We start from the raw sequence: 12079 nt of genomic DNA on the forward strand, positions 1-12079 counted from the left end.
ACTTCGACCTGCTCGTACTCATATTCCATATGCGGACTAGAGTCCAACGCAATGCGTGAAAAAGATGCCTTTTCGGAGCGCTACGCTACCGGTGGTCGGTCTACAGACGAACGAGGCGAGCGCCTTTAGGAGTTGAGCCCCGAGGGGGTGTCTCACTTCGGCGAATGTATTGGGCAAACGGTCCGATGGTTACTACGGGAGGGACTCGGTCACGATTCGTGCATAACGGTAACGACCGGGATCTCAGCGTCCAAGAGAACCGATTGGGTGACACTCCCGAATAGCGCCTTCCCGACTGCAGATCGACGTCGTCCGCCAACGACGGTATAGGACGCGTTGTGCTCGCTGGCGTACGACACAATCTCGTCTGCAGGGTCGCCGACGAGCCCGACTGGCGTGGCCTCCACACCGGCCTCGTCGGCGGCGTCGGCAGCGATACCTTCGGTCATCTCCCGGACATCGTTAAGACCGACTGTCTTGTTGGTTTTCTTGATGCTCTCCTCCTCTAGCTCCCGGAACGTCGCCTGCGTCATCACGTGGACAATGATGAGTTCCTCCTGGAATGCATCCGCTAGCTTCTCTCCTTCATTGACGAGTTCCTGTTGCGATCTGTCTCTGTCGACGGCTACGATAACGGACATCAACCAATATCATGACTCCCGAGATTATAAGCATATGGCCGACCGCGTTTCGAGGAGAGCCACGTGACCGTCGCGGTGTTCAAGACGAGCACCCTCAGGAAATCATCGGCCAGTAGATATTCCACGCGAACACGACGACAAATATGGCGTACACCATTGTCACGAACCCGAAGACCGCAACGTCCCTGTTCGAGAGTGGTCCACGATCGAAGGAGAGGAGGACAGATGTCGTGTTGAACGGTAGGATCGTCGTCGAACCGACGATGAGAAGAACCGAGAGTGCGAGATAGAGACGGTTCACACCAAAATTCCCCCCAAATCGGAGAATTATTGGGAGAACTATTAGAATCGCTGCGGACGCCGTCGAAAAGAATACTCGGATCAGAACTGCGAGTGCCAGGAGAATCGCAATGACCTGCCAGTGGCTAAGCGTCGCGAACGGGACGACAGACGTTATTGCCTCAACCATATACGCTAAGGCTCCTGTCTGCTCCATGGCATCGAGTAAGGAGAACATAGCACCGATAACGAAGAGGATTCCCCAACTCACCTCCGGGACATCCGCGGCGGTGATGATACGAATTCCTGGAAGTGCTAACAGCCCGACAGCGAGCGCAGCCGGAACGATCGTCGGGAGTCCGATGAACGACCCGATGATCCAGAGACCGACAGATCCGAACATTACCGCACCGACGATACGTTGATCGCGGTCGAGATTCAATTCGACATCACCGGCCTGATTGCCCTTGAGCGGCGATGAGCGTTGTCCCATTGCCTGCTCGATTTCGTCGTTTGCCCCGTAGAAACGTTCGGCGGTGACCGCCGCAAGTGCATAGAGGATGACGACGGGTGGAATCATGAACACCGCCCACTGGACCCACGTGATCGACTGTACCTCATTCTGGATGAGTTCAGAGGTGATGATAGCCATCCCACCGCCGGTCATCAGGGACATTGATGCGATAGGATTCACGTGTCCCAATATAAGGAACGCCGTTCGTTCGAAGTCGCTGTCGTGACCGACATCGTACGTGTCAGACATCTGCCTAACGACCGGGATGAACGTGACGGCGCGGGCCACAGCCGACGGCATCACAAATGACAGCGTGAGCAGGTAGATGGATAGCGATCGGAGCGGACGCGGGGAGCGCGAACGCGTAGAGAGTAGCCGCGACGCGAACAGCTCGTCGAGGTCGACCTCAGCGATTGACTGTCCGAGGAGGAGCAGCAAAAGAAGGAAGAAAACAAGCGAGGATGCGAACCCTGATGACGCGGCTTGGAACGTTTCGACCCCACCTAGTGCGTAGAGGAGCACGACCGCGACGGTTGAGGAGACGACGTATGGAACGGCCTTGCTGAGCCAGAGTACGATGGCGAAACCGAACACAGCGAGGACGCTCTGCATCGCTGGAGTGAAGCCGGCTGGCGTCGGGGCGAGTGCGGCCCAGAGAACGAACACGATACTAACGGCGATCGCACCGCTTCGTACGAGCGACTCTCGACTGTCAAGAAAACGCCGATATTCGGTGCTATCGCTCATGACTGGATGACCTCTACGTGCGTACACACGAGAAAAAGATACACTGGCGGGTTACGAGAGCGCTCGCTCTAGTTGTCTCTTTAGGAACGGGCCGAAGAGGATACCAACAATCGCTATGACGATCAGTAGCGAGAGTGGCTTCGTCACGAATATCGAGTAGGAACCGCCGGAAAGCTGTAACGACCGAATGAGGTTCTCCTCTGCGATTGGCCCGAGGACGACACCGAGGACGAACGCGATGACGGAGTAATTGTGCTTTACCATCAAATAGCCGAACAACCCGAGACCGACGACGGTCACGATGTCTACCCAGTTCGTTCGAAGGGTGTATCCACCGATCATCGACAGCACTACAATCGTCGGGATAATATAATGTGTGTCGATCTTAGTCAGGATGCCAAGGCGGGTAACCAAAAACAATCCCACAAGGAGGATGAAGATGTTCCCAAATAGAAGGGCGAGCATGAACGTGTACGTAGTCCCGAGTTGTTCAGAGAACAACTGCGGCCCGGGACGAAGCCCGTGCATCAGTAAGCCACCCAGAAGAACGGCAGTGGAGCCACTCCCAGGGATACCGAACGAGACCGTGGGGATAAGAGATCCACCGACAGTCCCATTGTTCGACGCCTCCGCAGCGATGACACCAGCGGGCTCGCCGTCCCCAAACTTTTCGGGATCGTTAGAGCTGCGCATGGCTTCACCGTACGAGATGAAATTCGAAACGGTTGCACCGGATCCAGGCACGGCACCGATGAACATACCGATGAAGCTCGATTTCACTATCGTGATCGGGTGGTTGAGAACCGTTCGAATCCCCTGAAGGGCACTACCTCCGAGTTCAACGCCGGCTTCAGCAATCCCGCCGCTCTGTGCGGAGAGCTTAATCATTTCAGCGATCGCGAACATCCCAATTAACGCCGCTATGAAATCGATTCCATTGTAGAGGGAGAGCGATCCAAAGGTATACCGGAGAACGGGCGAGTTAGGTGCGATACCGATCGTCGTTAAGAGCATTCCGAAGGCACCGGAGACTATTGCCTTCGTGATGGACCCGTGGGCGACGACGCCGATCATGGCGAGCCCGAGAACGGCCATCAGGAAGTACTCGGGCGTACCAAACATAAGGACAACCTCGATGAGGATTGGTGAAATCGCGATTAGTGTGAGCACGGTAAGGAAGCCACCGATTGCTGACGACGAAGCGGATATGGCAAGCGCTTCGACGGCTTTGCCTTGTTTTGACATTGGATAGCCGTCAAACGTTGTCGCCGCGGCTGCACCAGTTCCAGGAACATTTACCAGAATTGCCGCGATGCTACCGCCGTACATCGCTCCGCTGTACATGCTCACGAGCAGAACTATCGCATTAACCGGGGCAAGCGGAAGGGTGAGCGGTAGAACGATTGCCATCCCAAGTGAAGACCCAACACCGGGCAACGCCCCAGCGATCATACCCAGGATAAGACCAACGACGACCCAGAGGGGAGTCGGCCACGTGAATAAGGTTCCTGTCGCTGAGAGGAGGGGATCTATGAGGGCAGCCATGAAGCACCTCCCTGGATGAAGAATTTCCCGGCGTCCATCGGCACGTTCAGAACAACCATGAAACTATACGCGATGACGAAGCCGATCACAGCGAGCGCGATTGTACGAATCCATCCAATACGGAACCACTTCCCGTATACGATGACGAACAACGGTGTTGCCCAGAGGAGTCCGACTGCGTATCCCAAGACGGCGTAACCGACTATCGACAGAGAGGTGAACACCGAATCATGGATTGGCCGATCGACCGTGGAAACTCCCTTCGTTTCGGGCTCGTTCTGTTCGCTGGTATGTTCCGCCTCCATGGCTTCTTCGCGATTCTTGAACTCCTCACCGGCCTCAAACGCTCCCCCCCCGCTAAGAATCAAGCTCTCGATGCGGTCTGGGAAGTACCCACGGAAGAGCAGGAGTGCAGACCCGATGAAGACGATCCCTCCAGATAGACGTGGGAAGCGGGTCGCGCTTTCGATACTAAAATTTGTAGTGTCCCAGAGCATGTAGATGGACATGCCAAGCATGACCGTCAGGATCACCTTCTCTGCGTCGATGACATCTTCGATAATGTGTTGATACCACTCTTGTGCTGTCACGGTGAACACCCGGTTACTGAATAGGTAGTCATTATTGTGTATTGTTCGCGTCAAACGCCTGTTCATGGTCGGAGGGTATGAATTCAGCTCTGAAATGAGCTAGGTCAGGCGTTCTTTCTAACCTGCTCGATATCGACGTTGTTCGGGATCTCCTCGAAGGCACGTTGAACCGCTTTCTCTGCGGCGGAGGGCTTGCCGTACTCGATGACGTTCCCCGTGTTCTCGGACCACTGCTGAACATGGTCCGTCTGGAGCGCCGTTTTGAGGGCGCCAGTAAGCGACTGTACAATATTATCAGGTGTCTCCGGTGGCAGGTACATCCCGCGCTGGAGCTGACCGATAAAGTCGATGTTCGGATAGCCCGCGTCGGTAGTGGACTGAAGGTCGGGGAAGACGTTCGTACCCGTACTGGAGAGACAGGTGACAGCGTCGACGCGACCATCGGAGACAGCGGCCTCAGCGGCGGTGTCAGTACTGATACAGGCTGGAACCTCGCCGGAAATTGTCGCCTGCACAGCCGGGCCAGATCCTTGGTATCCGACATACTTCTCCCAAGACAAATCATATCCGGATTTATTCTTGAGAAGAAGGGCTGTCACGTTGTCGACTCCGCCGCGCTCCTTCCCCGCGAAAGTTGAGAGTTCACCGTTCTGGTACCGACTGATCAGGTCATTCATACCATTGATTTCATGCTTTGGATTTGACACGATGACAAACGGAGTGCGGGCGTAGGTGCCGACACCGACGAGATCACGTAGGTCGAATCCTGGCGGGTTGACCATTGCGGAAATCGGCGTCGAAGGGGGGTTGAACCCACCAAACATCTGTCCGTTCGGCTCAGCGTGGTACATTTCACCAGTACCACGAAGCGACGCTGCCCCGGGAACGTTCTCGATGGCAATATTGACACCGAGATCATCGGCCATCTCAGGGATTACCTGACGAGCGTACGTGTCCGTCCCACCGCCTTCCGCGAACGGAACAATGTACTTGAGATCCCCCGAGGGGTATGATGAGCCACTATTACTACTCTCGCTACTTCCGTCTCCACTACTACTCCCACTATCCCCACCGCCACTCCCGTCGGAACAACCAGCGAAACCAGCCATTGTGGCAACAGACGCTGCTCCCGAGTATTTAAGGAACGATCGGCGATGGATGATCCGATCCTGGTCTGAATCAGGCATACAACAACATGACTATGGCCATAGAATATTAAAGTTACGGAAATGCTTCTATAATTTGACTATTAAGACGGATGGAGGGGTGTCCAAACGAACGCGAGGGCCCGATTCGATCAGAAGAAGGTGAACTCGCCGTCCTCGACAACGACATCGCCGTCGAGTTCGAGCGTGGGCCCACCCATCATCGCATCGAAGTGGACCGGCGCACGGGTCGTGCCGCCAAGATTGCTGCTCGTGCCGATGCCGAAGTGAACGTTCCCGTACCGACCGTGGTCGTTCGAGAACCAGCCGTTGAACTCGGGACACTCAGGGTTCATACCGACTGCAAGCTGCGCGATGTTGTAGACCGCGGGGTCGTCGTGTTCGGCCCAGACGCTCGCGATGCGCTCGGCCTCCCGGCCGCCCTCGACGGACGTGACCGCACCGTCCTCGATTTCCATCTCAACCGGCGTCTCAAGCACGCCGATGTCGAGGTTCGGAATCGCACCGTCGAAGACGACTGTCCCGTTCGTTGTCCCTTCTACAGGGGAGATGTTCGCCTCGATGTGGACGAGCGCGGTGAACTCCCCGGGCTCGTCGGCGATTCCGGGATGAGCGTTGCCGTCGCGCCCCTCCAACCCGACGGTGACGTCAGTACCATGAGTGGAAGTGACATGCGCCTCGCTGGCTTCGGAGAACTTCCGGGCCATCTCCTCGCAGTGGGATCGCATCCCCTCGTAGTCAGCGTAGAGGCCACCGGTCTTGAGCTGCTCCGGCGTGAACTTCACCATGCTGATGACGCGGGCTCCGTTCTCTTTTGCGCGTGCGGTCGCAGCCGAGTGGGTAATCGACCGGTGGACTGGGGTGATGATGACATCCGCTTCGAGCATCGCGGCCGCGATGGTCTCCTCGGGTTCGTTCCCATCGTACTCACGCGGGTCCATGAGCGTCATGGTCACGTTCGCGTCGCGTTCTTTGGCCGCGGCCGCCACGCGCTCTGCGACGTCGGCAACCTCCCAGTCGGAAACGACGAGGACGTCCTCGCCGGGATCGACGGCGGCGCACGTTTCGACGACAATGCTAGCTCCCTTCATCTCCTGCACGGAGTCCATGATCGTTCATACGATTTAGACGGGAGGTATATATGTGTTGTCCAATAGTCGACCGACGCGCTGGTGTCACCACGCTCAACCGAAATCCCGTATTACGGGCCTCAACGAGAGCGCGAGGACGACGAAACAGATATGTATCCCGAGTTTATGCGGTGTAGATGCCGATGAAAATCGTTGATGACCATGATGTTATCGTGGTAGGTTGTGGTATTGCCGGTCTCTCCGCGTCGAACCGACTGGCCGAGTTCGGCCACGACGTTGGCGTTCTGGAGAAGTCGCCGAAAGAGCACCGGGGTGGACACACCCGGTTCAGCGAGTCGTTCCGCGTTCCTTCCGCCGACGCCGACCTTTCTGAGTACGGGTACGAGTTCGCGATCGATGATTACACTGCAGACGAGTTCTACGACGACATTATGAAGCAGACCGAGGGACGGGCCGACCCAGACATTGCCCGGACTCTCGTAGACAACGCCGGCGAAACCATCGAATGGCTCACCGAGCGCGGGGTCTCGTGGGAAATGGAGCCGCTGAACGTCGGATACACCGTTGCCCGGACCTTCTTCGACGGCGAAGAACTGGTCAGCGACCTTGTTGAGGCGGCTGAGGCAGACGGCGCGACGTTCTACTACAAGAACGAGGCCCGAGAGCTGGTCATCGACGACGATGGACAAGTGTCGGGTATCCGTGCCCGGACCGACGATGGCCCCGTCGAATACCGCGCGGAAAGCGTCGTCGTGGGCGCGGGCGGCTACGAGTCTAGCGAAGAGAAGCGGACGAAATACTACGGACCCGACTACGACGCCATGAAGATCAGGGGGAGCCGCTACAACACTGGCGAAGCCATCGAGATGGTCGCGGACGCCGGCGGCAACGAAGTGGGCCAGTGGGGCGGCGCCCACATGGCGCTCATCGACAGCGAGTCCCCCGACGTCGAGGGTGGCGCGAACCGCGTCGACGGCTATCAGTACGGTGTCCTCATCAACAACGAGGGGGAACGCTTCTTCGACGAGGGCGAGGACGCACGAGCGCACACGTACGCGAAGCTCGGCCGTATCATCTTCGAGCAGCCTGGGCACACGGCGTACATCGTCGTTGACGAGCCACTGAAGGACATGATGCGCGCCACCGGACCCGGAGACCGTGTCGAGGCTGACTCCGTCGAGGAACTCCTTGAGGATCTCGGGTGTAAGAGCCCCGAGGTAGGTGCGGAGACAGTTGCGGAGTTCAACGCTGCCTGTGATCCTGGAGAATTCGACCCCGATAGCCTCGATGGGAACGCAACGGAGGGCCTCGGCCTAGAGAAGTCGAACTGGGCGATCCCGATCGATGAGCCGCCGTACTACGGCTACAGCGTCACCGGCGGCATCACGTTCGGTTTCGGCGGGATCGAGATGGACACGGATGGCCGCGCCATCGACACGGTCGGTCGTCCGATCCCGGGTCTCTACGTAGCCGGTAACACGACCGGCGGGCTGTTCTTCGAGAACTACCCAGGCGGTACCGGCCTCCAGAACGGCGCCGTGTTTGGGAGGCGGGCCGCCGAGCATGCCGACGGCTTCCTGAGTGAGGACTGATGGATCAGCAGACACTACAGTGTTCAATCGTCCGCGGTGGCACGAGCAAAGGCGTGTTCATCCCCCGGTCGGAGGTCCCCAAGGAGGGCACCGACGCGAGCATCATATCACTGTTCGGTAGTCCTGACGACCGCCAGATCGACGGTCTGGGCGGGGCGACGTCGACGACATCCAAGCTCATGATTATCGGTACGCCGGACCGGGATCCGGTTCCCGAGGGCGTCGAAACCGATGACGTACCGGCGGACGTCGACATCACATATACGTTCGGGCAGGTCGCCGTCGACAAGCCGGTCATCGACTACGGCGGGAACTGCGGGAATCTCACGTGTGCGATCGGGTCATTCGCCGTCGAGGAAGAGATGGTTGACGTACCCAGCGACGCGGACGCCATTGACGTCCGGCTGTACAATACCAACACGGGCTCAGTTGTCGACCAGCACGTGCCTCTCCACGAGGGAGCGCCGGCAACCCGAGGTGACTTCAAGATCCACGGCGTGCCCGGGACGGGTGCACGTATCGACACGACGTTCCGTGACCCGGCTGGCTCCGTAACCGATGAGCTCTACCCGCTCGGCGGTCCGTCCATCGAGATGGATGTCGACGGGGAGTCCATCGAGATGACTGTGCTCGACGTCACGACGCCGATAGCGTTCGTTCGCGCGTCGGATATCGGGCTCACCGCAACGGAGGGACGCGAAGAGATAGATAGTGACTCGGAGCTCCTTGAGCGCCTCGAGCGCATCCGTGGGTCGGTGTGCGCCGAACTCGGACTCACGAGCTCGCCCGATTGTGCCGCCGTCGAATCCCCGGGGTTTCCGAAGCTCGTGTTCGTTGCGCCGCCGACTGACTACACAACTCCCGAGGGTGGTGACGTCTCCGCCTCAGAAGTCAACTTGGTCGCGCGGTACATGAGCATGCAGAAGATCCACCCAGTGTACGCGGTTACCGGTGTGTCGTGCACGTCGGCCGCGGCGCTCCTCCCCGGAACGATCCCGAACGAGGTCGCTGAGCTGGACGGTAAAACGGTGACACTCGGGCATCCGAAGGGTACAATGGCGGCGACGACCGACGTCGATGCCAAGTTGGAGACGGTGCGTGCGGTGACGGTCTACCGCACACAGCGACGACTGATGAGTGGGACGGGATACTACACGCTGTAGGTCAGCCCGCGGTTACTCACCAGTTCTTTAATGAAAGTATATACCTGGTTAGCGTGTACGGGGAAGCGATGGCAGAAGATCTAGTAGACTTGGAAATGGCCAGCACCTCGCGGGCCATCGTCGAACAGTGTATGAGTGTCGAATCGGACGAGGAGGTGTTCGTCATCACCGACCCGAAGACGTTCGGCGTCGGACGAAGTATCGCGACGGCCGTGAATGGCCTCGGTGCGGACGTCGTGATGTCGGTCATGCCGCTTTTGAAGAGTCACGGCAACGAACCACTTGACGTCATCGCCGAGGGGATGGCAACGGCCGACGTCGCGTTCACATGCACGACACACGCCATCACGCATACGCGCGCTCGGCTCCGTGCGGCCCGTGAGGGAACGCGCATCGGCGTCCTCCGCGGCGTCACCGAGGAGATGATGACTGAGGGCGCGATGGCGGTCGACTTCAAGGAGCTCCGGAAGCGGACGGAAGCGCTCGCGGCGCTTGCAAGCGCCGCGAGCGAGGCGCACGTCACCTCCGAGGAGGGGACAGACGTAACCTTCAGCGTCGAGGGCTGTCAGTTCTTCTCGCTGGACGGCTACTTCCACGAGGAGTACGGGTTCGCAACGCTACCCCCGGGAGAGTCACCGACCCATCCGAAGGAGGGTACAGCGAACGGGACTATCGTCTTCGATGTCTCGATGGACAACCTGGGCCAGCTTGACGAACCGATAGCGATCACACTAGAAGACGGGTTTGTCACCGACATCGACGGTGGTGTGCAGGCCGAGGAGTTAGAAGCCATCTTCGACGCACACGGGAAGAACGCGCGTAACCTCGCCGAATTCGCGATGGGGACAAACCCGAAGGCGAAGCTCATTGGGAACCTCGCCGAGGACAAGAAACGCGAAGGGACCGTCCACTTCGCGGTCGGCGACAACGAATCCCTCGGCGGGACGACGAAGAGCGATATTCACCTCGACGGCGTACTACGGAAACCAACTGTCGAACTCGATGATACCGTCGTCATTGAGGATGGCGTTCTCCAGCGCGACCTACTCGAGTAGTCCGAAACCGACCCCGTCTTTTTCAGTGGATGTCGATCGATTCGCCCCAATGATGGAGCGTCTGCTATACGTCCCGCGGTCGATGCCCCGACCGGCCAGCGGCGATCGCGTCGGCGCGACCATCCCGTATATTAGGAAAACAAGAACAGACACATATATTACAAACAAAAGACATAGGTGGGGATATAGACTCCATATGTATCACATTCGCATTTTTATATCCGGATTTGGATCTGAAACCAGATATTCACTCCCAAAACAACGACCTGCACCTCTGAGAATTCGATATTGTTGGTTTAGCCGATAAACCCCGTCTATTTCGGGTTTCGGTCGGTAAATCCGGGAAGTTCTCCGACGAACTCTAATCCGACAATACGGGATTTTAAATGCCGGCAGTGCATTCTGATAGATGTGAATAAGTCATCCAAATCGACGGTGTCGACGATCGACACGACGCTCGCAATTGTCCATGTGATCAAACGGAAGGGGAGTGCGAGCATTGAGGGGATCGTAGACGAACTCGACCTCGCGGCAAGTACAGTACACCGGCATCTCCTCACACTCCGCGAACAAGGGTACATCGTGAAGCACGACGACTACCGGCTCGGAATGCGATTTCTCACACTCGGCGGCCATGTGCAAACGACGCACCCGTCTTCGACCTCGTCAAGCGGAAAGTCGATCAGGTCGCCGACGAGACAGGAGAACGAGCACAGTTCATCATCGAGGAGGGAGGCTGTCGGTACTACTTGTACACTCAAACAGGGGAGAACGCCGTGCAGACCGACGCGGTGATCGGTAAACGTGGGTATCTCCATTCGAGCGCTTCGGGAAAGGCAATCCTCGCGGCGCTGCCAGACGAGCGCGTGAAGGAAATCCTCGATGAACACGGGATGCCCGCGTCAACGGAGCACACGACCATCGATGTGGACACTCTTTTCACCGAACTCGAAGAGATTCTCGATACCGGTGTCGCCTTCAACGAAGAGGAGTCAACAATGGGCCTCCACGCCGTCGCGACGGCGATCTGCGACGCCGACGGGCGTCCGGTCGGTGCATTGAGCATCTCCGGACCGGCCCATCGCTTGAAGGGAAAGCCGTTCCGTCAAGAACTCCCTAATCTCGTCCTCGCCTCGGCGAACGAACTCGAGTTGAAACTCGAATTCCAGTAGTTAGTTTACAGTATTATTGGAGTAATTCACAAGTGCTGTGATGTAGTCTGGAGATCATACACCGGTCGGCTAACAGCGGACGCGATCCACCCAAGACACGTCTGAGATGGGTGGCCGTCAACGAGCCGCTATCAAGAGTACCGGCAGTTAGTATGGCGGTGTTCAGATAAGGTTGAAGCATGAGGCGGTGCATTTTCTGAGTGATCTATGCCTGAAAACGACCGCCTCAACGGTTGTTTAGACGGGATCAACGTAGAGTTTGTTGAACGAGAAGTGACACCCCCGATTGCTATAGTAGCGATTAGAAGTAATTGCTCACTTTTGGGATAGTGAGCTGATCGAGAGCGCTATCGATCGCGGTGGTGAGCGCAGTGAGTGAATCAAAGAACCGATTGCTTAAAGCGGCTTGAAGCTGCCTCCAGCACTCCTCGACAGGGTTCAACTCTGGTGAGTACGATGGAAGCGTCACGAAGGCGAGGTCGTCACGATCCGAGAGGTCGTGACGGCCGACTGGAAATACGACG

The 12079-nt window shown here is 57.7% G+C and carries 11 protein-coding genes and 2 pseudogenes; 6 read left to right on the forward strand and 7 right to left on the reverse strand.

The window, feature by feature from the left end; genetic code table 11:
• Positions 1-209: 209 nt before the first annotated feature.
• The 6 genes from AOZ13_RS11360 to AOZ13_RS11385 all read right to left on the reverse strand — a co-directional run bounded on the left by AOZ13_RS11360 (position 210) and on the right by AOZ13_RS11385 (position 6591).
• Positions 210-641, reverse strand: coding sequence for a universal stress protein (locus AOZ13_RS11360; RefSeq protein ID WP_020221213.1), 432 nt, complete (start codon positions 639-641; stop codon positions 210-212).
• A 94-nt stretch (positions 642-735) separates the two neighbouring features.
• A complete protein-coding gene (locus AOZ13_RS11365) occupies positions 736-2181 on the reverse strand; it encodes an SLC13 family permease (RefSeq protein ID WP_020221214.1) in 1446 nt (481 codons plus the stop codon).
• Between the two features lie 51 nt (positions 2182-2232).
• A complete protein-coding gene (locus AOZ13_RS11370) occupies positions 2233-3726 on the reverse strand; it encodes a tripartite tricarboxylate transporter permease (protein WP_044957327.1) in 1494 nt (497 codons plus the stop codon).
• Complete coding sequence (locus tag AOZ13_RS11375; RefSeq protein ID WP_159101019.1) at positions 3711-4316, reverse strand: tripartite tricarboxylate transporter TctB family protein; 606 nt, start codon at positions 4314-4316, stop codon at positions 3711-3713. The genes AOZ13_RS11370 and AOZ13_RS11375 overlap by 16 nt, the downstream gene beginning before the upstream one ends.
• Positions 4317-4420: 104 nt before the next feature.
• Positions 4421-5425: a Bug family tripartite tricarboxylate transporter substrate binding protein gene (locus AOZ13_RS11380; RefSeq protein WP_081641516.1), complete on the reverse strand. Its 1005-nt coding sequence runs from the start codon at positions 5423-5425 to the stop codon at positions 4421-4423.
• A 188-nt stretch (positions 5426-5613) separates the two neighbouring features.
• On the reverse strand, positions 5614-6591 hold the full coding sequence (locus tag AOZ13_RS11385; RefSeq protein WP_020221218.1) for an aminopeptidase: 978 nt from the start codon (positions 6589-6591) through the stop codon (positions 5614-5616).
• 158 nt (positions 6592-6749) lie between these two features.
• Here AOZ13_RS11385 and tcuA point away from each other — a divergent pair, with 158 nt between their 5' ends.
• The 6 genes and pseudogenes from tcuA to AOZ13_RS14040 form a co-directional block, all read left to right on the forward strand.
• Positions 6750-8165 carry an FAD-dependent tricarballylate dehydrogenase TcuA gene (gene tcuA, locus AOZ13_RS11390; RefSeq protein ID WP_021780636.1) on the forward strand — a complete coding sequence of 472 codons (1416 nt, stop codon included), beginning with the start codon at positions 6750-6752 and terminating at the stop codon, positions 8163-8165.
• Positions 8165-9328: a PrpF domain-containing protein gene (locus tag AOZ13_RS11395; RefSeq protein ID WP_044957329.1), complete on the forward strand. Its 1164-nt coding sequence runs from the start codon at positions 8165-8167 to the stop codon at positions 9326-9328. The genes tcuA and AOZ13_RS11395 overlap by 1 nt, the downstream gene beginning before the upstream one ends.
• Before the next feature lie 68 nt (positions 9329-9396).
• Positions 9397-10383 (forward strand): aminopeptidase, encoded by a 987-nt coding sequence (locus tag AOZ13_RS11400; RefSeq protein ID WP_081706798.1) that lies wholly within the window; start codon positions 9397-9399, stop codon positions 10381-10383.
• Between the two features lie 471 nt (positions 10384-10854).
• Positions 10855-10914 (forward strand): annotated as a pseudogene (locus AOZ13_RS15905) (hypothetical protein); the annotation flags it as partial.
• Positions 10915-10997: 83 nt separating this feature from the next.
• Positions 10998-11555 carry an IclR family transcriptional regulator gene (locus AOZ13_RS14545; RefSeq protein WP_449404302.1) on the forward strand — a complete coding sequence of 186 codons (558 nt, stop codon included), beginning with the start codon at positions 10998-11000 and terminating at the stop codon, positions 11553-11555.
• 207 nt (positions 11556-11762) lie between these two features.
• Positions 11763-11837: pseudogene (locus AOZ13_RS14040) on the forward strand (IS6 family transposase); the annotation flags it as partial.
• A 19-nt stretch (positions 11838-11856) separates the two neighbouring features.
• Here the strand turns inward: AOZ13_RS14040 and AOZ13_RS11410 are convergent.
• Positions 11857-12079: transposase (locus AOZ13_RS11410; protein WP_199897068.1), on the reverse strand; the 223-nt coding region annotated here is incomplete at its 5' end.

It is taken from the genome of Halarchaeum acidiphilum MH1-52-1 (assembly GCF_000474235.1).
Lineage (GTDB): Archaea > Halobacteriota > Halobacteria > Halobacteriales > Halobacteriaceae > Halarchaeum > Halarchaeum acidiphilum.

Bases quoted from the DNA above. Each gene is read 5' to 3' on its own strand.
- AOZ13_RS11360 (WP_020221213.1), bottom strand. From the start codon at position 641: ATGTCCGTTATCGTAGCCGTCGACAGAGACAGATCGCAACAGGAACTC.
- AOZ13_RS11400 (WP_081706798.1), top strand. From the start codon at position 9,397: ATGGCAGAAGATCTAGTAGACTTGGAAATGGCCAGCACCTCGCGGGCC.
- tcuA (WP_021780636.1), top strand. From the start codon at position 6,750: ATGCCGATGAAAATCGTTGATGACCATGATGTTATCGTGGTAGGTTGT.
- AOZ13_RS11365 (WP_020221214.1), bottom strand. From the start codon at position 2,181: ATGAGCGATAGCACCGAATATCGGCGTTTTCTTGACAGTCGAGAGTCG.
- AOZ13_RS11380 (WP_081641516.1), bottom strand. From the start codon at position 5,425: ATGGCTGGTTTCGCTGGTTGTTCCGACGGGAGTGGCGGTGGGGATAGT.
- AOZ13_RS11385 (WP_020221218.1), bottom strand. From the start codon at position 6,591: ATGGACTCCGTGCAGGAGATGAAGGGAGCTAGCATTGTCGTCGAAACG.
- AOZ13_RS11370 (WP_044957327.1), bottom strand. From the start codon at position 3,726: ATGGCTGCCCTCATAGATCCCCTCCTCTCAGCGACAGGAACCTTATTC.
- AOZ13_RS11395 (WP_044957329.1), top strand. From the start codon at position 8,165: ATGGATCAGCAGACACTACAGTGTTCAATCGTCCGCGGTGGCACGAGC.